The 26,549-nt window shown below is 62.7% G+C and carries 27 protein-coding genes; 19 read left to right on the top strand and 8 right to left on the bottom strand.

Annotated features, from left to right (window positions below; translation table 11 throughout):
* The first annotated feature begins 9 nt into the window (after positions 1–9).
* The 16 genes from HV823_RS17000 (at position 10) to HV823_RS16925 (ending at position 15,723) form a co-directional block, all read left to right on the top strand.
* Entirely contained in the window at positions 10–969 is a 960-nt protein-coding gene (locus HV823_RS17000) for a branched-chain amino acid ABC transporter permease (protein ID WP_176950917.1), read from the top strand.
* On the top strand, positions 966–1,721 hold the full coding sequence (locus tag HV823_RS16995) for an ABC transporter ATP-binding protein (protein ID WP_210270833.1): 756 nt from the start codon (positions 966–968) through the stop codon (positions 1,719–1,721). Before HV823_RS17000 ends, HV823_RS16995 begins: the two co-directional genes overlap by 4 nt.
* Positions 1,722–1,730: 9 nt before the next feature.
* Entirely contained in the window at positions 1,731–2,609 is an 879-nt protein-coding gene (locus tag HV823_RS16990; protein WP_176950916.1) for a branched-chain amino acid ABC transporter permease, read from the top strand.
* Between the two features lie 22 nt (positions 2,610–2,631).
* Positions 2,632–2,964: a cupin domain-containing protein gene (locus HV823_RS16985; protein WP_176950915.1), complete on the top strand. Its 333-nt coding sequence runs from the start codon at positions 2,632–2,634 to the stop codon at positions 2,962–2,964.
* 17 nt (positions 2,965–2,981) lie between these two features.
* Complete coding sequence (locus tag HV823_RS16980; protein ID WP_176950914.1) at positions 2,982–4,496, top strand: AMP-binding protein; 1,515 nt, start codon at positions 2,982–2,984, stop codon at positions 4,494–4,496.
* Between the two features lie 38 nt (positions 4,497–4,534).
* Positions 4,535–5,701: an acetyl-CoA acetyltransferase gene (locus HV823_RS16975; RefSeq protein ID WP_176950913.1), complete on the top strand. Its 1,167-nt coding sequence runs from the start codon at positions 4,535–4,537 to the stop codon at positions 5,699–5,701.
* On the top strand, positions 5,702–6,484 hold the full coding sequence (locus HV823_RS16970) for an HpcH/HpaI aldolase family protein (protein WP_176950912.1): 783 nt from the start codon (positions 5,702–5,704) through the stop codon (positions 6,482–6,484).
* A gap of 192 nt (positions 6,485–6,676) precedes the next feature.
* A complete protein-coding gene (locus HV823_RS16965; protein WP_176950911.1) occupies positions 6,677–7,720 on the top strand; it encodes a LacI family DNA-binding transcriptional regulator in 1,044 nt (347 codons plus the stop codon).
* 166 nt (positions 7,721–7,886) lie between these two features.
* Complete coding sequence (locus HV823_RS16960) at positions 7,887–8,369, top strand: MaoC family dehydratase (protein WP_343051879.1); 483 nt, start codon at positions 7,887–7,889, stop codon at positions 8,367–8,369.
* Between the two features lie 44 nt (positions 8,370–8,413).
* Positions 8,414–9,391 (top strand): TRAP transporter substrate-binding protein, encoded by a 978-nt coding sequence (locus HV823_RS16955; RefSeq protein ID WP_246301507.1) that lies wholly within the window; start codon positions 8,414–8,416, stop codon positions 9,389–9,391.
* Between the two features lie 79 nt (positions 9,392–9,470).
* Positions 9,471–10,034 (top strand): TRAP transporter small permease, encoded by a 564-nt coding sequence (locus HV823_RS16950; protein ID WP_176950909.1) that lies wholly within the window; start codon positions 9,471–9,473, stop codon positions 10,032–10,034.
* A gap of 4 nt (positions 10,035–10,038) precedes the next feature.
* On the top strand, positions 10,039–11,319 hold the full coding sequence (locus HV823_RS16945; protein WP_343051878.1) for a TRAP transporter large permease: 1,281 nt from the start codon (positions 10,039–10,041) through the stop codon (positions 11,317–11,319).
* Between the two features lie 40 nt (positions 11,320–11,359).
* A complete protein-coding gene (locus HV823_RS16940) occupies positions 11,360–12,565 on the top strand; it encodes a CaiB/BaiF CoA transferase family protein (protein ID WP_176950908.1) in 1,206 nt (401 codons plus the stop codon).
* A gap of 3 nt (positions 12,566–12,568) precedes the next feature.
* Positions 12,569–13,339 carry an enoyl-CoA hydratase/isomerase family protein gene (locus HV823_RS16935; RefSeq protein ID WP_176950907.1) on the top strand — a complete coding sequence of 257 codons (771 nt, stop codon included), beginning with the start codon at positions 12,569–12,571 and terminating at the stop codon, positions 13,337–13,339.
* A gap of 40 nt (positions 13,340–13,379) precedes the next feature.
* On the top strand, positions 13,380–14,510 hold the full coding sequence (locus HV823_RS16930; protein ID WP_176950906.1) for an ABC transporter substrate-binding protein: 1,131 nt from the start codon (positions 13,380–13,382) through the stop codon (positions 14,508–14,510).
* Between the two features lie 28 nt (positions 14,511–14,538).
* Positions 14,539–15,723 carry a fumarylacetoacetate hydrolase family protein gene (locus HV823_RS16925; RefSeq protein WP_176950905.1) on the top strand — a complete coding sequence of 395 codons (1,185 nt, stop codon included), beginning with the start codon at positions 14,539–14,541 and terminating at the stop codon, positions 15,721–15,723.
* 59 nt (positions 15,724–15,782) lie between these two features.
* On the opposite strand, the gene HV823_RS16920 is transcribed toward HV823_RS16925, so the two are convergent.
* Genes HV823_RS16920 through HV823_RS16900 form a run of 5 tightly spaced genes read right to left on the bottom strand, consistent with a single transcriptional unit; the run spans position 15,783 to position 20,141 of the window.
* Positions 15,783–16,616, bottom strand: coding sequence for a sulfite exporter TauE/SafE family protein (locus HV823_RS16920; protein WP_176950904.1), 834 nt, complete (start codon positions 16,614–16,616; stop codon positions 15,783–15,785).
* A 27-nt stretch (positions 16,617–16,643) separates the two neighbouring features.
* Entirely contained in the window at positions 16,644–17,366 is a 723-nt protein-coding gene (locus HV823_RS16915; RefSeq protein WP_176950903.1) for a GntR family transcriptional regulator, read from the bottom strand.
* Positions 17,367–17,414: 48 nt separating this feature from the next.
* Entirely contained in the window at positions 17,415–18,314 is a 900-nt protein-coding gene (locus HV823_RS16910) for an ABC transporter permease (RefSeq protein WP_176950902.1), read from the bottom strand.
* Positions 18,311–19,132, bottom strand: a complete 822-nt coding sequence (locus tag HV823_RS16905) for an ABC transporter ATP-binding protein (RefSeq protein ID WP_246301506.1) — start codon at positions 19,130–19,132, stop codon at positions 18,311–18,313. The genes HV823_RS16910 and HV823_RS16905 overlap by 4 nt, the downstream gene beginning before the upstream one ends.
* A gap of 1 nt (position 19,133) precedes the next feature.
* Positions 19,134–20,141, bottom strand: a complete 1,008-nt coding sequence (locus HV823_RS16900) for an ABC transporter substrate-binding protein (protein ID WP_176950901.1) — start codon at positions 20,139–20,141, stop codon at positions 19,134–19,136.
* 272 nt (positions 20,142–20,413) lie between these two features.
* On the opposite strand from HV823_RS16900, the gene HV823_RS16895 reads away from it, so the two are divergent.
* From HV823_RS16895 to HV823_RS16885, 3 genes are all read left to right on the top strand, one after another.
* On the top strand, positions 20,414–21,100 hold the full coding sequence (locus HV823_RS16895) for a fumarylacetoacetate hydrolase family protein (RefSeq protein WP_176950900.1): 687 nt from the start codon (positions 20,414–20,416) through the stop codon (positions 21,098–21,100).
* 25 nt (positions 21,101–21,125) lie between these two features.
* Positions 21,126–21,752 carry a 4-carboxy-4-hydroxy-2-oxoadipate aldolase/oxaloacetate decarboxylase gene (locus HV823_RS16890; protein ID WP_210270832.1) on the top strand — a complete coding sequence of 209 codons (627 nt, stop codon included), beginning with the start codon at positions 21,126–21,128 and terminating at the stop codon, positions 21,750–21,752.
* A 314-nt stretch (positions 21,753–22,066) separates the two neighbouring features.
* Positions 22,067–22,492, top strand: a complete 426-nt coding sequence (locus HV823_RS16885; protein WP_176950898.1) for a DUF1622 domain-containing protein — start codon at positions 22,067–22,069, stop codon at positions 22,490–22,492.
* Between the two features lie 96 nt (positions 22,493–22,588).
* Here the strand turns inward: HV823_RS16885 and HV823_RS16880 are convergent, their stop codons facing one another.
* From HV823_RS16880 to lsrB, 3 genes are all read right to left on the bottom strand, one after another.
* Positions 22,589–24,037, bottom strand: a complete 1,449-nt coding sequence (locus tag HV823_RS16880; RefSeq protein ID WP_176950897.1) for an aldehyde dehydrogenase family protein — start codon at positions 24,035–24,037, stop codon at positions 22,589–22,591.
* A 160-nt stretch (positions 24,038–24,197) separates the two neighbouring features.
* The gene (locus tag HV823_RS16875; RefSeq protein ID WP_176950896.1) at positions 24,198–25,451 is read right to left on the bottom strand and encodes a class II aldolase; all 1,254 of its coding nucleotides are present in this window, start codon (positions 25,449–25,451) and stop codon (positions 24,198–24,200) included.
* Positions 25,452–25,516: 65 nt separating this feature from the next.
* Positions 25,517–26,548 carry an autoinducer 2 ABC transporter substrate-binding protein LsrB gene (gene lsrB, locus HV823_RS16870; protein ID WP_176950895.1) on the bottom strand — a complete coding sequence of 344 codons (1,032 nt, stop codon included), beginning with the start codon at positions 26,546–26,548 and terminating at the stop codon, positions 25,517–25,519.
* Between the last annotated feature and the right edge of the window lies 1 nt (position 26,549).

The raw sequence follows: 26,549 nt of genomic DNA, 5'->3' as shown, positions 1-26,549 counted from the left end.
GGCTCGTTGATGGCGGTCCGTTCAGGAGGCATCGGCGGCAGGGCGGCATCGATCGGCGTCTGGGTCGTTTCGGCTTCGATCGTGGGCTACGCGTTCATCTTCGGCGGCTATCTATCGACGATCGTCGCCTTCGCGCTGATTTACGCGATCTTCGTGTCCGGTCTCAACGTCTTCATGGGACTGACGGCGCAGGTCTCCTTCGGACAGAGCGCGTTTGCCGCGATAGGTGGCTACAGTTCGGCGGTAATGACGACGACCTACGGATGGGCGCCGCTGCCCGCGATGCTTTGCGGCCTCGTGGCCGCGCTCGTGGCTGCATTCCTCATCGGCTTTCCGACGCTGCGGCTCAAGGGTCACTATCTCGCCATGGCCACGCTTGCTATAGGCCTGATCGTCTATGAGATCGCCGTCGAATGGGAAAGCGTCACCCAGGGCTATATGGGCATTTCCGGCATACCGCCACTCGGTGTCGGCTCCCTCGAAGCGACGAGCGACCGGCAGATCCTGTTGACGCTCTCCGCGCTGACGGTGCTCGTCGCATTTGCGATGTCGCGCATTCGCCAATCCCGGCTCGGCCGGGCGTTCGCAGCCGTTGCCGGAAGCGAGGAAGCAGCAAGCGCACTCGGCATCAACGTCGCGCGCTACAAGCTTGTTTCGTTCCTGCTCGCGGCAGGACTCGCGTCAATCTCCGGCTCGCTCTTCGTGCATGTCGTCGGCTATGTCAGCCCGGAGGTCTTCGGACTTCACATGGTCGTGCTCGCCTTCACCATGATCTACATCGGCGGGCTTGGTACGGTCGCCGGCCCCATTATCGGCGCGCTGATCGTCAGCCTCTTGCCTGAGATGTTCCGCGGCTTGAGCGAAAGCCAGGACCTCGCCTACGGGCTGACGCTGATTGTCATCCTGATCTATGCGCCCAAGGGGCTCGTGGGACTTGCGAAAACATTCGATACGTGGAGGTCGCAATGAACGCGATCCTGGAAGTTCGCGGTGCCACGCGCCGCTTTGGCGGACTGACCGCCGTCGACAGTGTTTCCTTCGATGTTCCCGAACGTGGAGTAACGGCGGTCATCGGCCCGAACGGTGCCGGAAAGACGACGCTTTTCAATCTGATCGCCGGCAGCATGCCGCCCAGCGAGGGCGCAATCCTGCTCTCCGGAAACGAGGTGACGACGCTGCCGTCTGAGGCCCGTGCCGGTCTCGGCCTGGTACGCACCTTCCAGCTCGTCAAACTGTTCCAGGAGTTGACCGCGCTCGAAAACGTCAAGGTCGGTTTTCATCTTCGGACGCGCGGCGGACTGATCGCCGCACTGCTGCGCCCGCGCTGGCAACGGCAATCGGAGCGCGAGGTGGAGGAAAGGGCCAAAGCCCTTCTCGAGCTGGTCGGGCTTTCCGCCATCGCCGACAGCAGCGCATCGGCCCTGCCTTATGGCCAGCAGCGTCTGCTCGAGATCGCCCGCGCCATGGCCTCCGGTCCGCGGGTGCTTCTGCTCGACGAGCCAGCAGCAGGCCTCAACGCCGAGGAGAGCGAACGGCTGGCACGGACGGTGCGCAGGATTGCGGCAGACGGCGTCGCGGTGTTGCTCATCGAACATGACATGAAGCTGGTCATGGACATCGCTGACGAGGTCGTCGTCCTCGACTATGGCCGCAAGATTGCCCAGGGCACGCCGGACGCCGTGCGCCGGGATCCCGCCGTGATCGCGGCCTATCTCGGTTAGGAGAACGTGATGGACAATTTCGGACTGGTGATTCAAAGCCTCATCAGCGGCGTCAGCATTGGTTGCGTCTATGGCCTGATCGGTATCGGCTTCTGCGTCATCTACAATGCTAGCGGCATCGTGAATTTCGCACAGGGCGCCTTTGTGATGCTGGGTGGCATGGTCACCTATGTCCTGCTCGAACAATACCATCTGCCCTATATGCTCGCGGCCGTACTGGCGATCGCCTTCGTGGCACTTGTCGGCGCCCTTCTCGAACGGCTGGTGGTGCGGCCGCTGTGGAAGCGTAACGCGGCGATGTTCGTGATGATCCTTGCGACACTCGCAGCACAGATCGTCATAGAGCGGTTGACCTATCTCGCTGTAGACGATCAGCCAAAGACGCTGCCGGTGTTCCTCGACCTGCCGCCAATCATGATCGGCGGGGTTGCCATCAACTACCAGTCGCTCTGGATCATGACCGGTTCGCTGCTGATCGTGGCAGCCCTTGGCCTGTTCTTCAAGCATACCCGGCTCGGCAAGGCGATGCGCGCCTGCTCTATCAATGCGGAAGCGGCCGCGCTTCAGGGCATACCGGTGTCGGCGCTTCTGACGGGCGCCTTCGCGATCAGCGCCGTCCTTGGCGCTCTTGCCGGCATTCTGGTGACACCTACGCAATACACCGCCTTCAACATGGGCGTGCCTTTCGCTATCTCCGGCTTCATAGCTGCCATCATCGGCGGCTTCGGCCGACCATTTGGCGCCTTCCTCGGCGGCATCACGCTCGGGCTGGTCCAGGCCGTGGCGATCCTCTCCTTCGGGGCGGGCTTCAAGAACGTCGCGGCCCTGTCGATCCTTCTCGTTTTCCTCTTCATCCGCCCCTCCGGCATCCTCGGAAGCAGCCGCTGAGCACCCCCCTGCGAGACACCTCATGGACATCCGAAAAATCGACTGGAACAGTATTCCGTGGACGCCGGTGCGCGACGGCGTGGAACGAAAGGCTTTCTCCGGCGACGGGGCGACGCTCGCATTGCACCGGCTGAAGCCGGGCCACGAGCCGAAGCCGCACGCGCACGCGAACGAACAGATCGCCTACATCCTCGCCGGCACGATCCGCTTCGTCGTCGGCGACGAGGAGCATATCATCGGCCCGGGTGGCTTGTTGGTGATACCGCCTAATGTCGTCCACTGGGGAGAGGTCGTGGGCGACGAAGACGTTCTCAACCTCGACGTCTTCACACCACGTCGTCCCGAATACGCATAAGGACAGGAGAGACGGCGATGAACATTGCATCCTGGCTCGCCCGCAATGGCAGGACAAATCCGATGCTTCCCGCGCTCGGGCACGGTCGCCGCGTTGTCGCAACCTACGGTGAACTCGCGGAGCGCACCGCCCGCCTGGCCGGAGGCCTCGTCACGCGGCTGGGTGTGCGTCCGGGAGATAGGGTTGTTATCGCCTCCAAGAACGATCCGGATTACGTCACCGCTCTCTATGCCATCTGGTTTGCCGGCGGCGTTGCCGTGCCTGTCAACGCCAAGCTGCACGGTCACGAAATCGCCTTCTCGATTGAGGATGCCGGCGCGTCCGTCGTCCTCGCGTCCAAAGACATCGCCGAGAGCGTTGCCGCGGTGGCGCCGCCCTGCCTGCGCCATCTCATAAAACTCGGCGGCAGCGACTGGGACATCCTTGCTTCATCCGACGCAGTCGCACCTGCGGCGAGGCTACCGGGTGATATGGCTTGGCTGTTCTATACCAGCGGGACGACCGGAAAGCCCAAGGGCGCCTGCCTGTCGCACGCCAATCTCGCGGCCATGTCCTACGCCTACCTCGCCGAGGTCGATCCGACCGCGCCCGGCGACAGCACATTGCACGCCGCGCCGATGAGCCATGGCGCCGGTCTCTACATGATGGCGCACATCCTGCGTGGCGCGATCAACGTCGTACCTGAAACCGGCGGTTTCGATGCCGGCGAGGTTTTCGAGCTTTCGGCCCATTGGCGAGGCATGTCGCTCTTTGCTGCCCCGACCATGGTCAAGCGGATGGTCGGCGCGGCCAGCGACTTCGATCCGTCCGGGTTCCGCACGATCATCTACGGCGGCGGCCCGATGTATGTCGAAGACGCCATTGCCGCCCTGGACGTCTTCGGCCCCCGGCTTGCCCAGATCTATGGGCAGGGCGAGACGCCGATGACAATTACGGTGCTCGACAAGTCGGCGATTGCCGACCGCGAACGCGCCAGCTGGCGCGCGGCACTCGGCAGTGTGGGGACGCCGTTCGGCATGATGGAGGTCATCGTGGTCGACACTGACGGCCGTCCGCTTGCGACAGGCGTTTCCGGCGAAATTCTCGTGCGCGGCCCGACCGTGATGAGCGGCTACTGGAACAATGAGGCGGCGACGGCGTCAACGCTGAGAGACGGCTGGCTGCACACCGGAGACGTCGGCGCTTTCGGAGAAGACGGAAACCTCACATTGATGGACCGTTCCAAGGACGTCATCATCTCCGGCGGCAGCAATATCTATCCGCGCGAGGTCGAAGAAGTCCTGCTGGTCCACCCCGGCATTCGGGAAGTGTCGGTCATCGGGCGCCCCGACCCGGAATGGGGCGAGGTGGTTGTCGCCTATGTGGTTGGCGAAGCAGAGCCGGGCGCGCTCGATACTCTCTGCCTCGAGCGCATCGCACGCTTCAAGCGGCCGAAGGAATATGTGTTCGTCGATGCCCTGCCGAAGAACAATTATGGGAAGATCGTCAAGACGACGCTGCGCGAAATGGATGCCGGCCATTGTGCCCGCTGACGCCAGGGATCGCGGATTTCGGAGAAACGGGGGAATGCATGAGTGATCCGGTCATCGTGGGCTGGGCCCACACGCCGTTCGGCAAACATGAGGACAAGGACGCCGAGGCGCTCGTCGCCGAAGTGGCGCGCAAGGCGATCGAAGATGCCGGGCTGCAACCGGCCGACATAGACGGCGTCTTTGTCGGCATGTTCAACAACGGCATGGCGAAGCAGGATTTCCCCTCGAGCCTCGTTCTGCAGTCCGTTCCCGAACTACGCTTCACGCCGATGACGCGCTGTGAGAATGCCTGCGCTTCGGGCAGTGCGGCCATCCATGCCGGGCGCAACTTCATTCGCGCGGGTAATGGACGCACCGTGCTTGTGATCGGCGTCGAGAAGATGACCGGCAGCAGCACGCAGAGCGTCGGCGACGCGCTTCTGGGTGCCAGCTACCGCAGGGAGGAGGGCGACGTGCCTGCCGGGTTCGCCGGCGTCTTTGCCCGGATGGCGGATGCCTATTTCCAGTGCTACGGCGACCAGTCCGAAGCACTCGCCCATATCGCCGCGAAGAACCACCGCAACGGCGTCGACAATCCTTTCGCGCAGATGCGCAAGGATCTCGGCTACGAATTCTGCAACACGGTCAGCGAGAGGAATCCGATCGTGGCTGGCCCGTTGCGCCGCACAGACTGCTCGCCAATATCCGACGGTGCGGCTGCAATTGTCATGACGACGGGAGACGACATGGCTCGATTCCCACGGGCGGTTCGCTTCCGAGCCGCGATCCACGTCAACGACCATATGCCGCTCTCGAAACGGGACCTGCACCGGTTGGAGGGCGCGAGCGAAGCCTGGAACAGGGCGCTCGGCGCGGCAAACCTCGAGATCTCGGACCTTTCCTTCGTCGAGGTGCACGACTGCTTCACAATCGCCGAGCTTCTCGCCTACGAGGCCATGGGCCTGACCGCCCCCGGCAAGGGCGCGCATGCGGTGTTGGAGGGCTGGACTGACGCGCGTGGCCGCCTGCCGGTCAATCGCTCCGGCGGGTTGAAGGCGAAGGGGCATCCGGTCGGCGCGACCGGTGTGTCCATGCATGTTCTGTCCGCAATGCAGCTCGTCGGAGAGGCGGGCGCGCTGCAGCTTCCGCGCGCCGGTCTTGCCGGCGTCTTCAACATGGGCGGCAGCGGCGTCGCCAACTACGTCTCCATTCTTGAGGCGGTATAGATGATGGACAGCGCTTTCGATCGCTATGCGCTGTTCCGGCAGCGCTGCCATGCCGGGGAGAAGGTCGCCGGAACTTTCCAGAAGACGCCATCCCGCCATGTCGGCGAAATACTGGCCCACAGCGGGCTCGACTTCGCCGTCCTCGATGCCGAGCATGCACCGTTCGGCATCGAAGCGATCGACGAGGTACTGGCGGCGACCCATCCACGCGGCTTTCCGGTGCTCGTCCGGGTGCCGGAGCTGCGGACCTCCCTTATCGGAGCCTGCCTTGATGCCGGTGCGAGCGGAATCGTCATCCCGCACGTAATGTCTGCGGAGAATGCGGCAGATGCTGTGGCAGCAGCACGGTTTTCCGCCGGGGGGCGTGGTCTGTCGCCCTCGGGCCGCGCCGGGGACTACGGCGCCCGGACGCTTGCCGACTTCATGGCGGCCAGCGACGAGGCGGTCAACGTCTGGTGCCAGATCGAGGATGTCGAAGGTGTGGCCAACATTGATTCCATCTGCCGCGTTCCAGGCGTGGACGCGCTGTTCGTCGGCCGTGCGGATCTGATGCGCTCGCTCGGCGCGTCGACGATCGACGATGCGGCCGTGGAGGATGCGGTCTCCGGGATCGCCGCGGCAGGAACGGCCGCAGGCATGCGGCTGGCGATCCATATCGGTAGGGTTGCCGAAGCCGAGCGCTTCGCCAAGCTCGGCTTCACCATTTTCATATGCGGATCCGATCAGAGCCTGCTCGGCAAGGGAGCCAGCGACATCCGACAGGGGATCGACCCGCTCAAATAGATGTCCTGCCGGCAGGCCGGTTGAAGGGTGACCGGCAAGGTGGAGGACTGTTGCAGACGGGTGGCCAAATGCCGATAGCCCCCCCCGGACGCGGGTCTTCGTCCATTCGTCGTCGCAGACGCCACCAAAGAACGTTTGCAGGGCAGTGATTTTGCGTTACTTCTCCCGCAGAATTCGGGTGAGGGGAGGCCTATGTCGGAGGCAACAGAAAAGCGCGTGCGCAGCCGCCGCTTGTCCGGCGGCGGGGTAAAGATGGTGGACGTCGCGCGACTGGCCGGCACCTCCACGCAGACGGTCTCGCGCGTCCTCAGCCGACCGGAACTCGTCGCGGACGATACCCGCAAGCTGGTTGAGCAGGCCATCCGCGAACTGAACTACATTCCGAACAGCGCGGCACGGCTGTTGGCTTCGAGTGTCAGCCATATCGTAGCCGTCATCATTCCGAGCCTTTCGGCTACAGTCTACGCGCAAGAAGTTCACCACATCGTCCGGGTGCTGGAAGAGCATTCCTTTTCGGTCGTGATCGGCCATAGCGACTACTCCGAGTTGCGCGAAGAACGCCTTGTCCAGTCCTTCCTCGAACGCCGGCCCGATGGCTTCATCCTGACAGGCACACAGCATACGGATCTCACCCGGCAGCTTCTCAGGAACAGTGGCGTGCCGGTCGTCGAAACATTTGACGGCGACAACGCTGCCATGGACATGTCCGTCGGATTCAGCAACCTGGAGGCGGGTCGGAAGGTTGCCGAGCTCTTTCTCAGCCGCGGCCTGACTCGCATAGCCTATGTCGGCGGCCGGAGCGACCAGGACTTTCGCTCCAATGCGCGCTTCGAAGGGCTGCAATCCCGCCTGGCCGAGGCAGGGCTCGCACCTGTCGCCCGTATCGAGCTTACACTGCCCATGCCCGCAGGCGACGGCGTTCGCGGCCTCGACCAGGTTCTTGCCATCGATCCGCTGACACAGGCGATCTTCTTCAGCGCCGACACCCTTGCGATTTCCGCCCTGCTCGAGTGCAATCGCCGCGGGATGCGTGTGCCTGAACAGCTAGCGATCTGCGGTTTCGGCAACTACGACTTCGCCGACGCAATCGTGCCGGCGCTGACTACGGTCGCCGTTCCTTTCGAGCAAATAGGCGTTCTTGCCGCCAATGCCATTCTCGCCAGATTGGACGGAAGCGTTCAGGGACCTTCCCAGACAGTCGTGCCGCTTCAGCTTCTCAGACGCGGAAGCGCCTAGGCCGACAAAGTGTCCGGACGGCAATTGACAACTCCTTTTGATAGCGCTAACACAAAAATAGGGAATTTTGGGGAGGAGACCTAGATTCCTGCCATTCGAAGCGACCGGCACATGGTCGCGCAGCGCGTGAGCCGAAGACTGGCCACCGTCGATTTCGAATGCTGTCATGGAGGGGAAGGAAATCATGCCGGTCGCAGTTTATTTCGAGCAGTTCACCATCGGCGCAACCCGCTCATCTTCGACGCGAACGATCACCGAAACAGATATCGTCGTTCATGCCGGACACACGGGCGACTTCTTTCCCCATCACGTTGATGCTGATTTTGCGGCAAAAACTCCATTTGGTAAGCGTATCGCGCACGGGACGATGGTGTTTTCCATCGGAATCGGGCTGGCAGCTGCCGAGGTCAATCCGGCCTCGTTCAGCTATGGCCATGACAGGCTTCGCTTCATCCGCCCCGTCTTCATCGGAGATACGATCCACACCCGCATCACGGTCGTCGAAAAGGCGGACGATCCGCGCAAGCCCCAATATGGGCGAGTGACCGAGCGGTGCGAGGTGGTTAATCAGCGCGGAGAAACGGTACTTGTTAGCGATCACATACGCATGGTCGAAAAGGCCCCGGAAGGCATTCGGCAGGTTGGGTAGGAACAGGGCGACGTGAGGGTCGTCCAGCTCAAAGGGAGGAGAGCATGAAAATTTTGGGAAGAGGCCTGGTCAGCGCGATTGCGCTGCTGGCAATGGTGGGCACGGCTTCAGCCGAGGTCGCCGCCGTATTCGGCGGGGCCGACCCGCTGGAGGGGGTATATGATCGCCAGAACCAGCATTTTGTCGACCTGGTCAACGAACGCGGCGCAGGCCAGATCAAGCTGGACTTCATTCGTGGCGAACAGCTTGGCAACGACGTGCAGGTCATCGAGCAGGTGATGAGCGGCGCCGTGCAGTTCTACGGCGACGACTTCAGTTTTTACTCCAACTGGGTGCCCGAACTGAACATCGTCAGCTGGGGGTTCCTGTTCCGCGACAATGCCCATGTCCAGGCCTTCATCGAAAGCAATACCTACAAGAACGCCATCGAGAAACTTCGCACGGAACAGGGGATCAGAGTCCTGGCGGCCGCGCCCGGACAGATCCGGGTGATGGTGTCGACCCGCCCGATCAAGGGTGTCGAAGACCTCGCCGGTCTGAAGATGCGTGTTCCCGAAATCCGCACCTACTTGGCGCTCTGGGAAACGTTGGGCACGGCGCCGGCGCGCGTCGCCTGGGGCGAGACGTTCCTGGGACTGTCGACGGGCGTCGTTGAAGGCGCCGAGGGCGGAATCTCGTCGATCTACGGCGCAAAGTTCCATGAGGCGGCGAAGAACGTCACGCGCACGGACCATGTGCGCATCATTGCGAACATCGCCGTCAACGACGCGTGGTTCCAGTCGCAGTCGCCCGAAATCCAGGAGCTGCTCACCGAGGCCGCGCAGGATGCGGTGAACTGGCAGATGGAAACGGTCACTGCAGAGCAGGCCGCGACGCTCGACAAGATGGCCGCCGACGGAGCGGTCGTGACGGAAATAGACGTCGCACCGCTTCGCGAGCGTTCGGAAGTTGCCGTTGAAAAGCTCGAAGCCGACGGCTTCTGGCCGAAGGGCCTTTGGGCCGAAATTCAGGCGCTGGACTGATTGGAGACGGGCGGCCGGCTTCGAGCCGGCCGCCTTCCTCAATCGTCGGACGCTCGAATATCGCCGAAAGGTAGAACCAATGCTTTCTAGAAGAATCGACGGGGTTTTCGCGGGGATCATCCGCAGCATCGCCCGCATAGAGATTTCCGCGCTGGTCGTCGCGATGGTTTTCATCATTGCCTCCATCGCGCTCCAGACGTTTACGCGCTACGCCTTCGGACGCCCCATCACCTGGGTGGAGGAGGGAGCCGTCTACGCCTTCATCTGGATCACGTTCGTCGGGGCCAGCTACGGCGCCAAGCAGGGCAAGCTGATCAAGGTCGAGCTCTTCAGCGCCAATTTTGGCGAGGATGGGCTTCGCAAGATTGCGATCCTGAGCCACATTTTCATCCTTCTCGGCTGTGCCTATCTCGCGTGGATCACGCCGAGCGTCATTGCGATCGAGAGCCGGAGCATGACGATGGCGCTGCCGATCGATGTGCCGCGCTCGTGGTTCTATTCCGTGCCCCTGTTCTACTTCGCCTTCGTGACGGCCTTTTCGAGCCTCGCACGCCTGTTCCGACTGATTGTGCTCAAGGACCGGACGCCGCTCATCGAGCCGTTCCCCGTCGAAGAGCAAGACATTCCCCTAACCGCGAGCTGATCCCGTGCCGATATTCATTCTATTTGCAGGCTTCCTGGTCCTCCTCGCGGCCGAGGTCCCCGTCGCCATCGCGCTCTTCCTGTCGTCTCTGGCCTATATCGACGTCTTCACGCCGATGCCGATCCAGATCGTCGTGCAACGCATGGCATCCGGTCTCGACAGTTTTCCGCTGATCGCGATCCCGCTGTTCGTGCTTGCCGGTAATATCCTGAACGGCGCCGGCATCGCAGCACGCATCTACGCCTTTGCCGTTGCACTCGTCGGTCACATCAAGGGGGGACTAGCGCAAGTCAACATCTTCGGCAGCATGGTGTTTGCCGGCATGTCCGGCGTGGCGCAGGCGGATGCGGCCGGTCTCGGCACCATCGAGATCAAGCACATGAAGGAGCACGGCTATAGCGCGCCGTTCGCGGCCGCCTGCACCGCCGCCTCTGCCATCATCGGCCCCATCATTCCGCCAAGCGTCATCATGGTCGTCTACGCGGTGACGGCGCAGGTGTCGCTGACAAAGCTTTTCCTTGCCGGCATCATTCCTGGCCTGACGATGGGCCTGGCCTTGATGATCCTGGTCTGGGTTTTGGCGGCGACCGGCCGGGTCAAGGCGCCGACAGAGCCGCGCGCCAGCATTCCACTGATCGCTGTCACCTTCTGGAAGGCTCTGCCGGCACTTGTCGCCCCCATCTTCCTGACGGCCGGCATGCTGCTCGGCTTCGCGACGCCGACGGAACTCGGAGCGCTTACGGTAATCTACGCCGTCGTCCTCGGCTTCATCACCAAGGACCTGACTTTCTCGTCTCTGCTGATGCACATCCGCCAGAGCGCCGTCACCTCCGGCATCCTGACCCTCATCATCGCCGCCGCCGTGCCGTTCGGCTGGATCATTTCCGTCGGCAACTATGCGTCCGGCCTGCTCGGCTTTTTCGAGTCCATCGGGGCGAACTGGATCATATTCCTCCTGATCGTTAACGTAGCACTACTGGCAATGGGTCTGTTCATCGAGACGACGGCCGTGCTGCTGATCGCGACGCCGGCGCTCCTGCCGCTTGCCGCCGCCTACGGGATCGATCCGATCCATCTCGGCGTCATCATGATCGTGAACCTTCTGATCGGTGCCATCACGCCACCGATGGGCGTCATCCTCTTCATCTGCCAGCACATCGCCGGAATCCGCTTCTCACAGATGATCAGGGCGATCCTGCCCTTCTACATCCCGCTCGCCCTCATGCTTCTCATCATCACCTACTGGTCGCCGATCGTGATGTGGCTGCCGAACTTCTTCCATTGAGCATAACCGACTGCAAAGTCAGTACCAAGGATCTACCGATATGACCAAAAGCTCCGGTATTCTTTCCGGTTACCGCGTCCTCGACTGCTCCATCGCCATGGCGGGCCCCTTCGCCGCGCAGCGGCTTGGCGATCTTGGCGCCGACGTCGTCAAGATCGAGCCGGTGACCGGCGAGTGGCAGCGCCATGTCTCGGCCGGTGGCGCGAAGGGTAACCGCATCAACGTGTCCTTCCTTTCGCTGAACCGCAACAAGCGTTCGCTGGCGATCGACCTGAAGTCGCCCGAGGGCAAGGCGGTGCTGCTCGATCTGGTCAAGGACGCCGACGTCTTCCTGCAGAACTACCGGCCGGGCGTCGCCGCACGGCTCGGCGTGGACTACGAGACGCTGTCGAAGCTCAATCCGCGTCTGGTCTATGTCTCGATGTCGGGCTACGGCGAGAGCGGCCCCTATCTTGACCGTCCCGGCCAGGACCTGATCCTGCAGGGCATGTCGGGTGCCATGCTGTCGGCAGGCAGGGAGGGCGAAGCACCGACAGCCGCCGGCCAGTATCTGGTCGACGCCGTCGCAGCCTATACCGCATTCGAAGGCGCGCTGGCGGCGTTGCTTCACCGAGAACGCACCGGCGAGGGACAGCTTGTCCAGGTGAACATGCTCGACGCCATCACCAACATCCAGATGCAGGAACTGTCGGTCTTCACCGTGGCCGGCAAGCCGCAGGCGCGCTCCGCCGAGCCGCACGCCCATGTCTACATCCGCGCGCCCTATGGTGCTTTCGCCACCAGCGACGGCTACATTATCGTGGCTTTCCCACCACTCAAGAAATTCGGCGAGATCATCGGTGAGCCGTCTTTCCTGACGATGGACGACGAGACGGACAGCTGGGCGCAGCGCGACCACATCTTCGCCCGCACGCGTGAACGGCTTCTGGCCAAAACATCCGCCGAATGGCTGTCGCTGTTGCGCGCTGCCGACATCTGGTGCGGTCCGGTGTACGGATATGAGGATCTTCTGCAAGACGAGCAGATCCGGCATAACGGCACCTTCGTCGAGTACGACCACCCGACGGAGGGTCGTATCAAGACTCCCGGCTTCCCGATCAACTTCTCCAAGACGCCCTCGCGTGTCGATCGCGGCGCGCCGGTGACCGGGCAGCATTCGCGCGAAGTGCTGAAGGAGGCGGGCTTCGCGCCCGAGCGGATAGAGACGCTTCTGGCAGCTGGTGTCGTCGCTCAGGGAGAACTCTGAGCGATGACGGACGATATTCTCTTTGTCGTCGACGGCCACGTGGCGACCATCACGCTGAACCGGCCACACAAGCTCAACGCCGTCACGCCCGAAATGTCGGACGCGATCGTCACGGCGGTGGAATCGGTCAATGCCAGCGATTCGATCCGCTGCGTCATCGTCACCGGCGCCGGCGAACGGGCCTTCTGCGCCGGCTCCGACATCAAGGAATTGGATACCTACGAAACGCCGTGGCAGTTTCGCAATCGTCCCGACTATTGCGATGCCATGCGGCGGCTACTGAAGCCGACGATTGCCGCCATCAACGGTTATGCCTTCGGCGGCGGGCTGGAAACGGCGATGAGCTGCGACATCCGCATCGCCTCCGAAAATGCCCAGTTCGCGGCACCGGAGATCAAGCTCGGCTGGATCGGCGGCGGCGGTATGGCCACCTTCCTTGCGCATTCGATCGGTGCGTCCAACGCGGCCCTGATGCTGATGACCGGCGACCCGGTATCGGCCGAGAAAGCGCTGAGCTGGGGACTCGTCAGCGAAGTTGTACCGCAGGCCGAATTGATGGCACGAGCTCGCGCGATTGCCGGGACGATTGCTTCGCGCGCCCCGATCGCGGCCGAGACCGCCAAGCTCAACCTGCGCGCCGCCCATACCATGCCGCAGGAAAAGGCCATCGAATACGAGCGCGATCTGCAGACGATCTGCTTTGCCACGGCGGACGCCCTTGAAGGCCGGGCTGCCTTCAAGGAAAAGCGCACTCCGGTGTTCCACCGGCGTTGACGACAATTCCGATCCGAATTTCAGCGAGAGCGTTGCGAACATGACCGTGACTTTGAAAGGCATGACCTGGAGCCATCCGCGCGGATACGATCCGATGGTGCACTGCTCCGAGGTTTACAAGGAGAAGACGGGCGTCGAGATATTCTGGGAGAAGCGTTCTCTTCAGGATTTCGAGAGCTACCCCGTCGACGAACTGGCCCGCGCCTACGACCTCATCGTCATCGATCATCCTCACGTGGGGCAGGTGACGCAGGAAGACTGCCTGCTTCCGCTCGACGTCGATGGCCGGGGCACGGAACGCGAAGCGCTCAGCGAGGCCACCGTCGGCCCGTCCTATCGCAGCTATTTCTGGCAAGGTCGCCAGTGGGCATTCCCCATCGATGCAGCGACGCAGGTCCAGGCCTTCCGACCGGATCTCGCGGCTCGTGCGCCGGCGCGTTGGGAGGAGGTCATGGAACTCGCCCATAAAGGACGTGTCCTCCTCCCGCTTCGCGCCCCCCATGCCCTCATGACGTTCTACACGCTGGCAGCCAATCTCGGCCGGCCGTGTTCGACCGTGCCGGGCGATCTCATCGATTCCGCTACCGGTGCCCGTGTCTACGATCTCCTGAAGGACCTTGTCGCACACCTCGATCCGGCCTGCTTCGACATGGATCCGATCCAGGCGTCGGAAGCGATGTCTGCGGCGGATAGCAGGATCGCCTGCATTCCCTACACCTACGGCTATGTCAGCTATGCCTGGGATGGCTTCCGCGAGAGGCGGGTGGACTTCGCCGATATTCCGACAGCAGGGACGAACGGCCCAGTAGGGGGGACACTTGGAGGAACCGGTATCGCGGTCTCCGCCTACACCAGACATCCCGAAGCCGCGGTGGATTTCGCCTACTGGATCTCCGGCGCGGATGCGCAGCGCGGTCCCTATGCGTCGGCAGGCGGACAGCCTGGCCATTCAGCAGCCTGGGAAGATGATGGCGTCAACGCGCCTGCCTGGGACTTCTACCGCAAGACGCGTGCGACGCTCGAAGGCTCATATCTCCGCCCGCGTCACGATGGCTACATGCCGTTCCAGGCAGCGGCATCCGAGCGCATCAGCGCCGGTCTGAAGGGCAGCGAGGCAGCGGGAACCGTGGTTGCCGATCTCAACGATCTCTTCCGCAAAAGCTTCGCTTGAGCGGCATGGACAACACAAGGGCAAAGACATGATCGACGCGATTACCAAGACCCTTCTGGACAACACCCAGGCCAATCTCGTCGGGCGTGTGTTTCGCCCCGACGTTGCCGGGCCATCGGTCGTCCGCATTCAGGCCGGGCGGGTCATCGACATCTCCGCCGCATATCCGACGGTTCGCGATCTGTGCGAGACCGCGCAACCCGTCGATGCGTTGCGGGCGGCCGACGGCGAGGTCATCGGCTCGGCGATCGACATTCTGTCCAATACTCCGGTGGAGGGCCGCGATCCATCACGCCCGCATTTTCTGGCCCCGGTCGATCTTCAGGCCTTGAAGGCGGCCGGCGTCACCTTCGTCGTCTCCATGCTGGAGCGCGTCATCGAGGAAAAGATCCGCGGCGACGCGGCGGCAGCGGGCGGCATGCGCGCCCGGATCGCTTCGTTGGTCGGCGACGACATCCGAAATCTCAAGCCCGGATCGCCTGAAGCTGCAAAGCTGAAGGAAGCGCTGATCGAGGCCGGTGCCTGGAGTCAGTATCTCGAGGTAGGGATTGGCCCGGATGCCGAGATCTTCACGAAGGGCCAGCCATTTTCGGCGGTCGGCACGGGGGTCGATATCGGCGTGCATCCCGCCTCTACCTGGAACAATCCCGAACCTGAAGTGGTGCTCGTCGTCTCCTCCCTCGGCCGTATCGTCGGCGCCACGCTCGGCAACGACGTGAACCTGCGCGACGTGGAGGGCCGTTCGGCGCTCTTGCTTGGCAAGGCGAAGGACAATAACGGCGCCTGCGCCATCGGCCCCTTCATCCGCCTCTTCGATGCGGATTTCAATATCGATGACGTCCGCCAGCTGGAGCTGTCACTGCGCGTTGACGGTCCCGAGGGTTTCGAGATGAAAGGTCGCTCCTCGATGAGCGAGATCAGCAGGGACCCCGAGGACCTGGTAGCCCAGGCGATCAACGCTCACCACCGTTATCCCGATGGCCTCGTTCTTTTCCTCGGTACGATGTTCGCACCTGTTCAGGATCGTGACGAACCGGGCCGCGGCTTCACCCACAGGACGGGCGATATCGTGACGATCAGCGCGCCGGAGCTCGGCGCGCTGGTGAACCACGTGCGGGCAACCGATCGTGCGGCGCCGTGGGTCTTTGGCGTTTCAGACCTTATGCGCAACCTCGCAGCTCGGAAGCTTCTCCCGACCACTCTTAAGCCATAGCGATAAAGGGCCGCGCCACCTGTCTGTCAAACGGGCGGGAATGCGGCGTGCAGCGTTCGTCAGGACGCTCCACCGATGAACATGTCGTAGATGAAACGCAGGCAGACCGTCATGAGGAAGAGGCCGAAGAGCACCTCAAGTTGGCGCTTCTTGAGCGCGTGGGCCGCCTGCACCCCGAAGCGGGTGGTGAGAAACGACGTCGGCAGGAGCAGCAGGAAGCCGAGAATCGAGACATAACCGAGCGCGTCCGGCGGCAATCCCGCCTTGCCCCAGCCGGCATAGATGTAACCGATGGCGCCGGGTATCGAGATGAGAACGCCCACCCCTGCAGAGGTGGCGACCGCGCGATGAATGGGTGTGCCGAACAGCGACAGGATCAGGTTGGAAATCGCCCCGCCGCCGATACCCATCAGCGAGGAAAGGAAACCGATGACCATACCGAATAAGCGCATCAGCCCCTTCCCGGGGAGGGTGTCTGCGGCGTTCCAGCCGGAGCCGCGCAGCATCCGCACCGAGACCAGCCCCGCGACCCCGATAAACACCAGTTTGAACACCCAGGGATCGGCATAGCGCGCCACGACGGAACCGATGCTGACGCCGATCAGAATCGGCACAGCCCATTGCCGAAGGACACGCAGATCCATCGCGCCGCGCAGATAGTGGCTGCGCGCCGATTGCAGGGAGGTCGGGACGATCAATGCAAGCGAGGTGCCAACAGCGAGCGGCATCCGAACCCCATCATCGATGCCCATGAAGCCAAAAGCCTCGTAGAGAACGGGAACGGAAACCGCCCCTCCGCCGACGCCGAAAAGACCAGCGAGAAAGCCGACGGCGGCACCCGCCACCAAAAGCAGGCCGCCGAGGGCCAGTAGTGTCTCAATATCGAAATTCATAGAAAAATCCGGACTGAAAGGGCAGACTCACTCGCCTGACATCGTTTCTTCATAGATCTTCAGCGTCAGTTGATACTGACCCTGAAGCGCTTCGACAGCTCTTTTCGTGTCGCCGGCCAGCGCGGCGTCAACGATCGCCTGATGTTCATCGACGCTGCGGCGACGGGGATAGCTGTTGGCCATCGAGATGAAGCGATATCGCTCCCCCAGCAGCATGAGTTCGTCTGCGAAACGCAAAAGGTGCCGAGAACCGCAATTGGCAATAAGGGCGCGATGAAAGGTGCGATGCCGCTCTTCCCACGGGCTGTTGTCCGGTGGCGGCATGCCGGGCTCGGTGTGTTCGTAATAATGGATCGGCGTATTCTGCAGACGGTGGTTGGCGAGGATGATGGCATCCTCCCAGGCTTCGGTTCGATTGCGGATCGATTCCTCGAGCGCCTTGCCCTCGACCCAGCAGCGTGTGCGCACGATGTCGCGGAAGTCGTCGAGCGAGATCGGCGGTACGAAGAAGCCGCGAAGATCCTCACGGTCCACCAACCGTTCGGAGGAGAGCCGGTTGAGGGCTTCCCGAACCGGGTTCGTGCCGGCGGAATAGCGCTCTGCGATCTGGTCGATCAGGAGCTTGTGCCCGGGTTCGAGCACGCCGTGGACGATGTCGCGCTTTAGGGCATGGTAGACCGTTGTCGCCGCGGTCTCTTTCTCGACCCGTCGCGGCGTTGCGCGACGGGGTGCAATCGTGCGGGTCGTCATCGGCTTTGACTTCCTCTCATTCATACCGCGAAACAGGACGCCACGGGGCTAGCGACGGTCATCGATACCTGCAACCGAGCTGCGATGCCAGAAGACCAGTCTCCGTTCGATCAGGATCACGGTCCAGAATAGCAGGAAACCGAGCACGCTGAGATAGAGGATCAGCGAGAACACGCGAGGGGTTTGCAACTGGCTCGCAGCCACCCGGATCAGTTCCCCGAACCCCTTGCCGCCACCGAGGAACTCGGCGGTGATGGCGCCGGCCATGACTCCGACCGCGCCGATCTTGAGGCCGGTGAAAATCTGCGGCAGCCCCGTGGGTATCTTCATGCGGACCAGGGTCTGCCAGCGGCTGGCGCCGAGCGTGCGAAAGAGCATGCGAGCGTTCTCGTCGGCGGCATGCAATCCCGCTGCCGTTCCGACCACGATGGGGAACGTGGCGATGAACGCCGCCAGCGCCACCTTTGACGCGATGCCGAAACCCAGCCAGGCGAGAAAGAGCGGGGCAAAGGCCACTTTGGGCATGGTGTCGATCGCGACCAGGTAAGGCAGGACCGCGCGTTCGCCGAAGGAGGTTTCGCCCACCAGGACGCCGAGCGAAAAGCCGATGGCGATCGCGAAGGCGAAGCCCCAGAGCACTTCCTTCGTGGTCATCCAGAGTGCGGCGAGCATATAGCCGCTGGAGAGGATGTTCTTGCCGACGACGACGATGTCCCTGGCGACTTCTGCCGGAGAAGGCAGGATGATGCGCGAGACAACCTCAAAATAATGAACCGCCCACCACAGAAAGAGGACGCTGAACAAAAGCGCCGCCATCGCCACGACGCGCGGAACGCGATCGATCCAGGCGACCTGTTCGTTCCAGATCGTTTCTGGGAACGTGCCCGGCTCAACGGTGATCGGTCGCCCCAGAGCTGGGGAGGTGGTCTTGGTGTCGATGGAATTCATGCGGTCACGGCCCCTTCGTCCAGGCGGCTGCGGATATAACGGACATACTCGCCGAATTCCGGCGCAGTCATCATTTCAAGCGTACGCGGACGCGGCAGTTCGATGGGCACCGCTTCGAGGAATTTTCCTGGCCGCGGTGACATGATGTAGACCACGTCGGAAAGCAGGACGGCCTCGGGGATCGAATGTGTGATCAGGAAGGCGGTGGCGTTGCGCGACAGGCAGATGCGCTGCAACTCGATGTTCATGAAGTCGCGCGCAAGTTCGTCGAGAGCCGAGAAGGGCTCGTCCAGCAGCAAGACCTGCGGTTCGGTGATCAGCATGCGGCAGATGGAGGTTCGCTGCGCCATGCCGCCGGAGAGCTGGCGTGGATAGACCTTGTCGAAGCCCTTCAGGCCGACCAGTTCGAGCAGCGCCTGCGCCTCCTTGCGTCGGGCGTTTGCCGCCGCCTTGCCGTCGCGGATGCTGATCGGCAGCAGCACGTTGTCGAGTGCGGTCAGCCATGGAAACAGCGTCGCCTGCTGATACATCATGCCGATCTCTCGCCGCGCACCGAGAACGGGCTTTCCGTCCAGGATGACGCTGCCCGTGGTGGGCGGCGTCACGCCGGCCATGATCTTCAGGAGCGTGGACTTGCCGCAGCCCGAAGGACCGATGACGGACGAAAAAGAGCCCTGCCGAAGATCGAGGTCTACGGGATCAAGCGCGCGGATTTTGCCGAAACCGTAGGATTTGGAGACATTGCGGAGTTGGTAGACCGGTCGGGCGAGGGATCGTCCGACCGGCTGCTCCGCCACGGGAATGGCGCTCTGCATCATCCTACTTTGCCGCGTTCCAGGTTTCGACGAACTGGTTCGTGTAGGCTTCCTCGATATTGTCCAGCGGCTTTTCGAGACCGCCGCTCGCCACGAGGCTCTCCTGCCACTTCACCCAAGCCGCCGGCGGCATGTAGCCGAAAGGATCCTTGGAATCGACCGGCAGCGTTCTGCCCTGGATAGCGGTCAGCAATGCCGCCGCGAAGACCGGATCCTCGCTTTCCTGCGGGTTTCCGGCGGCAACATGCTTCAGCGTCGCATCGCGATTTGCCGGGTCGAGGCCGAACTTCGTCCCCCTGACGAGCGCACGACCGAACCCTTCGACGGTCTCCTTGTTCTCGTCCAGGAACTTTCGCGTCACTGCCCAACCATTGCCGAAGTAATCGAGATAGGGCTCGGGCGTAATCTCCCGCAACGGAATGCCGCGCGACGAAATGATGGCCGAATCCGCCACGGCCGCGGCATACGCACCGACTTCCTTGTTGAGGAAGGCTGCTACCGCCGTACCCCCGTCGCCGATGGCGAGGAACTCATAGTCGGCGCCATCCTTCAGACCCAGATCGTTCATGATGCCGCGGGTGAAGCCCACTTCAGCGCCGTCGGCCGTGCCGACGCCGATCGTTACACCCTTGAGATCGGCGGGAGTCTTGGCGGGCGAATCCTCCGGTACCACGAGGCCGAAGACGGAGCGGCTGAAATGATTGTAGATAAAGACGACGTCCTCACCGCGTGCACGCGCTGCCAGGAGCGGTGCTGGACCCGGTTGGCCGATATCGCCCTGGCCGGAGGCAAGCAGTTGCAACACCGAGGCGGAGCCATTCACGGCTTCGACCTTAACGCTGAGGCCTTCTTCCGCAAAATAGCCCTCTCCCACGGCGACATGCAGCGGATACACGTTGATGGCCGAGGGATTGGGTACCACGATGGTCAGTTCCTTGACCTCCGCCGAGGCGGGCGAGAGCATGCTCATCGCAAACAGAAGTGCTGCGCCCATGCGCTTCATTCCAGTCATTATCTTCCTCCCTGAAGGCTTCGCGCCTGTAACGATCTCCGGACCCGGCGAAGCTTCACCAGCCCCACGCCCGGTGTCAGGCCGGCTCCTCTTCCGGCTGACGAAACCGAACCTGCGGCATATCTTATTTTGTGTCAATGCGTAAATAATGTATGATATTGTTTGATTGCAAAATCATACATGCTAAATAGTGAGAGCTGCTCGGGACCTCATTCACCGTGTGCTGATCGAGGCCGGGCATTGATTATTCATCGAGGAGGAGAAGATACCGCATGAGCAGTCACGTGATCGACGCGCCGCAGACCGCCACGATACCGGTTGTGGGCAGCGACAAGACCTTCCCTGTCCGCCGCATCTACTGCATCGGCCGCAACTACGTCGCCCATGTGGAGGAGATGGGGGGAGACGCGGACCGCGACCCGCCCCTGTTCTTTCAGAAGCCTACGGACGCTGTCGTCAACAGCGGTGCGACTATCCCCTATCCCAGCAAGACCTCGAACTATCACCATGAGGTCGAATTGGTGCTGGCGATCGGCAAGGGCGGGAGAAACATTCCCGAGGCCGAGGCGGAATCACACATCTGGGGCTATGCCGTCGGTCTCGACATGACCCGCCGCGACATCCAGGGCGGCGGGCTGCCGTGGGAAATCGCGAAATCCTTCGACAACTCCTTCCCTGTCGGTGCCATTGCGCCGATCGCGCAGACCGGCAGGATCGACAAGGGGAGGATCGAGCTGAAGGTCAACGGAAAAGTCGTGCAGCACTCCGACGTCTCGCTGCTCATCTGGCGCATTCCGGAGATCATCTCCCGCCTGTCGGAGTTCTTCGAACTGCAGCCCGGCGACGTCATCCTGACCGGCACGCCGCACGGCGTCGGGCCCGTGACGCCGGGAGACAGGCTGGTCGCCACGTTCGAAGGGCTGGCACCGCTCGAAATTGCGATCGGCGCGGCGGCCTGACGCCATGGGCGGGACCGCGGAACGCGTGCGGATTCCCCCCGAGCTTCTGGAGGAGGTGGCCGGCTTCGGCACGGCCACGCTCCACGAAGCGGCAGGCCGGATCGGCGCCCTGCCAGGAGGCATCGCCCCTCTCAGCCGGGAAATGAGGCTATGGGGAACGGCGCTGCCGGTCTCCGCTCCTGCTGGCGACAATCTGGCGCTGCACCGCGCCATTGCGCTTGCGCGACCGGGCGATGTGCTGGTGGTCGATCACGGCGGCACGCTGTCATACGGGCCGTTCGGGGATGTGCTGGCGCTGGCTGCGCAGGTGCGCGGCATTGCCGGGCTCGTCATCAACGGCGCTGTACGCGACAGCGACAGCCTGATCGCGATGGGCTTCCCGGTGTTCGCCCGCGGATGCTCGATAAAGGGCACGGTCAAGCGTGATCCGGGCAGCGTGGGCGAGCCGGTGACGATCGACGACATCACGATCCACGCCGGCGACGCCGTGATCGGGGACGCCGACGGTGTCGTCGTCCTCCCGGCAGCGCAACTTGCCGCCATCCGCGACGCAGCAGCAGCACGCATCGCCTCCGAGGCAGAGATGCGAGCGCGGATTGCAGGCGGCGAACTGACGCTCGACTTGCTGGGGTTGCGTCACCTCGTCCCGTGAAGCAACCAGCCTTGCGCCGACAACGGCGACGACAGGGTGCCGGCCCAGCGTATTCCGATCGCCGGCGTTTTCAGTCCGAGGAGATGCTTGCCGATGATCGCCTTGGACGGAGCATTGATGACAATCGGTGGTCACGACGCCATACTGAAGCATACGCATCCGATGCGCTTCCGCGTGAAACGGCATGACGATGGTCCAAGGCGTCGGCAATTTATTGCGGAAATCGCAATAAATTCATAAATATTGATGCCATTGCCGCTTGTCATTTTCTCGACCAGTATCGCTCCATCAAGCAGATACAAGGAGCCGCTACCATGGACGTCGGCAGTGATCCCACAGAACTGATCAGTCTGATTGCGCCCGTGCTGCGGCCGGTCGCGACTGGGCTTGAGTTTTTCGGTGTAAGCGTCATTCTCGTCGGCGTTGTCGTCGCCACAATCGGTTACATTCGCGATCTGCTGTCCAGCCGCAGGGGCGCAGCCTATGAAAACTACCGTGCCAATCTGGGGCGCGGCATTCTGCTGGGGCTCGAAATACTGATCGGCGCCGACATCATCGCAACGATCATTTCGCCCTTGACCTGGGAGAGCGTCGGATTGCTCGGGTTGATTGTCCTGATCCGCACCTTCCTCAGCTTTTCGCTGGAGGCGGAAATCGACGGCCATTGGCCATGGGCGCGTAACGCGAACCCGGGAAATCGGCAAGCGAGAGGACAGGGCTTTGAGCGCGAAGCCTCTTGATGACATCCTGAGGGTGCGGAGGGAACGTATTCGTCAAGGTGCGCGCGGTAGGAATGCCGTGCCGGGCACAAATGCCCGGCACGGTGAATCTGAAAATCAGCCGCTGACCAGCTTTACCTCGAGAAAATCCTCAAGGCCCCATTTGCCGCCTTCACGGCCGATACCGGACTGCTTGTAGCCGCCGAAGGGGGTGCCGGGAGCACGGGAGGTGCCGTTGATCTGCACCATGCCGGCGCGCAGGCGCCGGGCCACACGCTGGGCACGATCCGGCGACCCCGTCTGGATATAGGCCGAAAGGCCGTAGACCGTATCGTTGGCAATCCGCACGGCATCCTCCTCGTCCTCGAACGGGATCATCGCCAGAACCGGGCCGAAGACCTCTTCGCGGGCGATTGTCATGTCGTTGTTGACATCGGCGAAGATGGTGGGACGGACAAAGTAGCCGCGATCAAAACCTTCCGGCCGGCCGGCACCGCCGAGCACGACCCTGGCCCCTTCCGCAGCGCCTTTCTCGACCATCGACTGGACCTTCTCGAACTGCGTGGCCGAGGAAAGCGGCCCGATGTGGTCGCCCTCCTTTGCGGGGTCGTCGACGGCGACCTCCGCCCCCACCGCGGCTGCGATCCTCACCGCCTCGTCATAGACCGAGCGTTCGACAAGCATGCGCGTCGGCGCGTTGCAGGACTGCCCGGTGTTCTCGAAGCAGTGCAGCACGCCACGCCTGATGGCGGCGGGCAGGTCGGCGTCGGCAAAGACGATGTTCGGCGACTTTCCGCCGAGTTCGAGCGAGACGCGCTTGACCGTCGCGGCGGCGGCGCGCGAGACCGCGGTGCCGGCGCGGGTCGATCCGGTGAACGACATCATGTCGACGTCCGGATGGCTGGAGAGGGCTTCGCCGACGACTACGCCTTCCCCGTTGACGAGATTGAACACGCCCGCCGGCAGGCCTGCCTCGTGAACGAATTCGGCAAACAGCATGGCCGAGAGCGGCGCGATCTCGGACGGCTTCAAGACGACGGTACAGCCCACGGCGATCGCCGGAATGACCTTCAGGGCGATCTGGTTCATCGGCCAGTTCCAGGGCGTGATGAGACCGCATACACCGATCGGCTCGTGCACGATACGCTGCTCCGGACGCTCCGGATCGGGGACATGCTCGAACTCGTAACTCCGGAAGGCGCGGATGAACGCTTTCAGATGTGACAGGCCGACGAATGCCTGCGATTCGCGCGAAAGTTTGATGGGGGCGCCCATTTCCAGGCTGATGGCCTGCGCCATCTCGTCCATGCGGCGGCCGTAGATCGTGGCGATCTTCTCCAGATAGCCGATGCGCTCCTCCCGGGACGTCCTGCTCCAGCCATCGAAGGCGCGTCGCGCGGCGGCGACGGCGCGGTCAATGTCGGCCGCGCTGCCGGCGGTAATCACGGCGATGGCTTTTTCCGTGGCGGGATTGATGACCGCGATCGTGTTGCCACCTTCGGGCTGCACCCATTGGCCGTCGATATAGAAACTGCGTTTGTCGATCATGGCATTCGTCTGGAGCAAGGTGCCCTCCCGTGTTGCTGTACGGTCTTTGGATCCGCCCTCTCAGATGGAGTGATTAAGCCGCAAGAGCAAGACCCGGTCCGCAAGGAGATCGAGCTGAGAGACGCCGGCAATCTGCCGGCGACCGAACCAACCACTTCCACCGCGGCAGCCCGTTGGACTATGCAGTGGCCACGCTCAGCTTGGCCTGTTCGAGGGACCAGTATTCCATATCGAACAGATCGGATTCTCCGATGGGGGTAAATCGGCCATAGGCCTCGGCGGCGTTGATCGCACGTGTGGCCTGCTCACAGAGATCCCCGCCGATTTTGGCCGCCTTTGCGTTGGCACCCAGGGCGTAGATGCCTTGTCCCCGCACAAGAACCAGCCGCGGATAGACATCCAGAATATGCTTCGGTTCGTTCGAGCGAGCCGCGTTACGTGCGAAATATGCCCTGTAGCGATCGGCATAATCCGCCAGCGCACCATTGATTGCTCCCTCGTCCGCGTTCGCCTCGATGACGAGAGGCCAGGGCTTGATGCGGATTACGTGATCCGGTGTGACAGTGCCGCGAAGGCCGATCGCTTCGACGTCTTCCTTGGCGGCGTGCTCGCGGATCGCAACGGTGGAGCGATAGTCGAGGAAAACACCCTTGGCGAAGGGCGAGTCGTCCCCGGCCAGCGCCTTTTTCAGTCGCGCGGTCAGTGCGGAATCCTCTTCGCCATCGCTTGGCTGCGGACCGCCAAGCCTCACCCCGGCGCGCGCAAGCTCCTCTTCCGCCATGGTGACGAACTCGATCATCAGTTCGTACGAAGCGCGGGCATCCTTGGCGAAGGTGAAGAGGCCGTGGTTTTCCAACCATAGTCCCTGACAGTCAGGATGCTCCCGGTAGATGCGGTCGGCGACGATGGAAAGGTCGAAGCCGGGCATCACGTAAGGAACATAGGCAAGGCGGTTGCCGTAGATGCGCTTGATCGTGTCGCGCATATCCGGCTGGTCGGCGAGAGCCAGGATCGCGGTCGCGTGCGTGTGATCGACGTAGGCGAAGGGCAGGAAGGCGTGCAGCAATGCCTCGACGGACGGGTTCGGAGCATCCGCCTCGATCAGGCTGGCGCGCAGCAGCGAAACCATGTCGGGATCGGAGAGCTTCGGACCGTTGCGCGTTTCCAGAAGCGGAGCAAGGCGCACGGCCGGCAGACCCGGCGCTTCGATCGTATCGAGATCCCAGCCGCTGCCCTTGATGTGCATCAGGTCTTCGCCCTCGGCGGACTTCACCTTGACGGAGGTGTTGCCACCGCCATGCAGTACGAGGTCCGGATCGCCGCCGACAATGCGGGAGGTATAGATGCGAAGGCCGAGCGCCTCGCTATGCCCGGCGGCGCGCGCAACCTCCACGTAGCGGGCTGCGTCCTCGTCTTTCCAGCGGCTGTCCATGCGAATTTTCCTGTCCTTGAAGAAAGTTGGGCGGGCAGCCGGAGCCGCCCGCCGTCTAGGCGTGATCAGAAGTCGAACTTTCCGATGTTGTCCTTGGTGAAGACGGTGCGCTCCGGCAGCAGGATGATGCCGTTGCCATCGGCTTCGTACTCGTAGCCCTGCACCTTGTTGGCCGAGACCTCGACGGTACCGATGCCGGGGATCTCCAGCTTGTCGCCGACCTTCATCGGGCCGTTTTTCAGGACGTGATCGGCAACGAAGACCGAGATCTTGCCCTGCTGCGTGACGTCCCACAGGCCGAAGCGCTGGATCGTGCCGCGCTCGATATAGGGGCGCATGACGTTCGGCGTGGAGAAGCCGACGATGGTGACGCCCTCGGCGCGTTTCAGGTTTTCCGCAGCCTGCGCGGCGGCCGGCAGGGCATTGGCGTCGGGCGCGATGATTGCGTCGAGGTCCGGATAGGTCTGCAGGATGCTTTCGGCCGTCTGCAGTGACTTCTGCGCATCGTTGTAGCCGTACTGGGTGGTGACGATCTCCCAGCCCGGATGCTCCTTGGCGATCTTCGCCTTGGCGGCCTCCGCCCAGGCGTTCTGGTCGGTCACGGTCGGGCTGGAATAGAAGAAGGCGACCTTGGCCTTTTCCTTCGTCACGCCTTCGGCCGCCATGTCGACCAGGAGGCCGCCGAGCTGCTCGGGCGTGCCCTGGTTGATGTAGTAGCTGCGGCAATCCGGGTTGACGTCGCTGTCCCAGGTCATGACGAGTACGCCGCGATCCATGGCGCGCTTCAGTGCCGGGCACAGGCCGTCGGGCGAGACGGAGGAGACGATGAGGGCGTTGTAGCCCTGGTTGACGTAGTTGTTGATGAACTGCACCTGCCCCGAAACGCTGGGCTCCGTCGGGCCATCATAGGTGACTTTCGCACCGACTTCCTCGCCAGCCTTCACCGCACCGGCGCCGCCGGACGTGAAGAAGCCGACACCCACCAGTTTGGGGATGAAGGCGATCTGGTTTTCGGCGCGGGCGGCACCCGCAGCGAGCATTGTGCCGGCAAGAAGCGCCGCGGCAACGGCGCCGGATCTCAGAACAGTCTTGATCATT

It is taken from the genome of Mycoplana rhizolycopersici (assembly GCF_013378445.1).
Taxonomy (GTDB): Bacteria; Pseudomonadota; Alphaproteobacteria; order Rhizobiales; family Rhizobiaceae; genus Mycoplana; species Mycoplana rhizolycopersici.
The sequence above is the reverse complement of the archived record's forward strand: the minus strand, read 5'-3'. Positions and strand labels throughout refer to the sequence as shown.

Excerpts from the sequence above, each read along its gene's own strand:
- HV823_RS17000 (WP_176950917.1), top strand. The coding sequence starts at position 10 with ATGGCGGTCCGTTCAGGAGGCATCGGCGGCAGGGCGGCATCGATCGGC.
- HV823_RS16995 (WP_210270833.1), top strand. The coding sequence starts at position 966 with ATGAACGCGATCCTGGAAGTTCGCGGTGCCACGCGCCGCTTTGGCGGA.
- HV823_RS16990 (WP_176950916.1), top strand. The coding sequence starts at position 1,731 with ATGGACAATTTCGGACTGGTGATTCAAAGCCTCATCAGCGGCGTCAGC.
- HV823_RS16985 (WP_176950915.1), top strand. The coding sequence starts at position 2,632 with ATGGACATCCGAAAAATCGACTGGAACAGTATTCCGTGGACGCCGGTG.
- HV823_RS16980 (WP_176950914.1), top strand. The coding sequence starts at position 2,982 with ATGAACATTGCATCCTGGCTCGCCCGCAATGGCAGGACAAATCCGATG.
- HV823_RS16975 (WP_176950913.1), top strand. The coding sequence starts at position 4,535 with ATGAGTGATCCGGTCATCGTGGGCTGGGCCCACACGCCGTTCGGCAAA.
- HV823_RS16970 (WP_176950912.1), top strand. The coding sequence starts at position 5,702 with ATGATGGACAGCGCTTTCGATCGCTATGCGCTGTTCCGGCAGCGCTGC.
- HV823_RS16965 (WP_176950911.1), top strand. The coding sequence starts at position 6,677 with ATGTCGGAGGCAACAGAAAAGCGCGTGCGCAGCCGCCGCTTGTCCGGC.
- HV823_RS16960 (WP_343051879.1), top strand. The coding sequence starts at position 7,887 with ATGGAGGGGAAGGAAATCATGCCGGTCGCAGTTTATTTCGAGCAGTTC.
- HV823_RS16955 (WP_246301507.1), top strand. The coding sequence starts at position 8,414 with ATGAAAATTTTGGGAAGAGGCCTGGTCAGCGCGATTGCGCTGCTGGCA.
- HV823_RS16950 (WP_176950909.1), top strand. The coding sequence starts at position 9,471 with ATGCTTTCTAGAAGAATCGACGGGGTTTTCGCGGGGATCATCCGCAGC.
- HV823_RS16940 (WP_176950908.1), top strand. The coding sequence starts at position 11,360 with ATGACCAAAAGCTCCGGTATTCTTTCCGGTTACCGCGTCCTCGACTGC.
- HV823_RS16935 (WP_176950907.1), top strand. The coding sequence starts at position 12,569 with ATGACGGACGATATTCTCTTTGTCGTCGACGGCCACGTGGCGACCATC.
- HV823_RS16930 (WP_176950906.1), top strand. The coding sequence starts at position 13,380 with ATGACCGTGACTTTGAAAGGCATGACCTGGAGCCATCCGCGCGGATAC.
- HV823_RS16925 (WP_176950905.1), top strand. The coding sequence starts at position 14,539 with ATGATCGACGCGATTACCAAGACCCTTCTGGACAACACCCAGGCCAAT.
- HV823_RS16920 (WP_176950904.1), bottom strand. The coding sequence starts at position 16,616 with ATGAATTTCGATATTGAGACACTACTGGCCCTCGGCGGCCTGCTTTTG.
- HV823_RS16915 (WP_176950903.1), bottom strand. The coding sequence starts at position 17,366 with ATGACGACCCGCACGATTGCACCCCGTCGCGCAACGCCGCGACGGGTC.
- HV823_RS16910 (WP_176950902.1), bottom strand. The coding sequence starts at position 18,314 with ATGAATTCCATCGACACCAAGACCACCTCCCCAGCTCTGGGGCGACCG.
- HV823_RS16905 (WP_246301506.1), bottom strand. The coding sequence starts at position 19,132 with ATGATGCAGAGCGCCATTCCCGTGGCGGAGCAGCCGGTCGGACGATCC.
- HV823_RS16900 (WP_176950901.1), bottom strand. The coding sequence starts at position 20,141 with ATGACTGGAATGAAGCGCATGGGCGCAGCACTTCTGTTTGCGATGAGC.
- HV823_RS16895 (WP_176950900.1), top strand. The coding sequence starts at position 20,414 with ATGAGCAGTCACGTGATCGACGCGCCGCAGACCGCCACGATACCGGTT.
- HV823_RS16885 (WP_176950898.1), top strand. The coding sequence starts at position 22,067 with ATGGACGTCGGCAGTGATCCCACAGAACTGATCAGTCTGATTGCGCCC.
- HV823_RS16875 (WP_176950896.1), bottom strand. The coding sequence starts at position 25,451 with ATGGACAGCCGCTGGAAAGACGAGGACGCAGCCCGCTACGTGGAGGTT.
- lsrB (WP_176950895.1), bottom strand. The coding sequence starts at position 26,548 with ATGATCAAGACTGTTCTGAGATCCGGCGCCGTTGCCGCGGCGCTTCTT.